We start from the raw sequence: 461 nt of genomic DNA, 5'->3' as shown, positions 1-461 counted from the left end.
ATATCAGAGTACAGCTGAACCAATGCGGACAGTAGGAGTAAGATAACCCCAAAAACACCAAAATAAAATAAAGTCACGCAGGGAAAGACAAGGATTTGCATCAGCGAATTTAATCTGGAAACCCCAGAGGAATGAATCCACTCTGAGCCAGAGAGCAGCCCATTAAGCCCTTTGTCAAAATTACGTGTATAAATGGGGTTGCCAATGTTGTCTTTAGCCAAACCTAAAAATTGTTTATAACTAGGCGGTCTTAAAATTATTTTGTTTTTGTTAATTAAAACCGTGAGTTGAGGGTATGCCTGATTCATTTCAGACACCTTTCCTGTCGTGTCTATTATTGAAACCACTTCTTTCTTGTTGTTTTTTATTAAATAAGGCATCGGTTGTTTGTATGTGACCTCACCATTTTTTGTATGGTCAGTAAAGGAAGCGCTTGGATGGGGAATAGAATCTCCTCATTA

1 pseudogene is annotated in these 461 nt (G+C 38.2%); it reads right to left on the bottom strand.

Annotation, left to right across the window (positions count from 1 at the left end):
* Nucleotides 1–308: pseudogene (locus Ldro_RS13215) on the bottom strand (hypothetical protein); the annotation flags it as partial.
* Nucleotides 309–461 lie beyond the last annotated feature (153 nt).

The sequence above is a fragment of the Legionella drozanskii LLAP-1 genome (assembly GCF_001467585.1).
GTDB classification, from domain to species: Bacteria; Pseudomonadota; Gammaproteobacteria; order Legionellales; family Legionellaceae; genus Tatlockia; species Tatlockia drozanskii.
The sequence above is the reverse complement of the archived record's forward strand: the minus strand, read 5'-3'. Positions and strand labels throughout refer to the sequence as shown.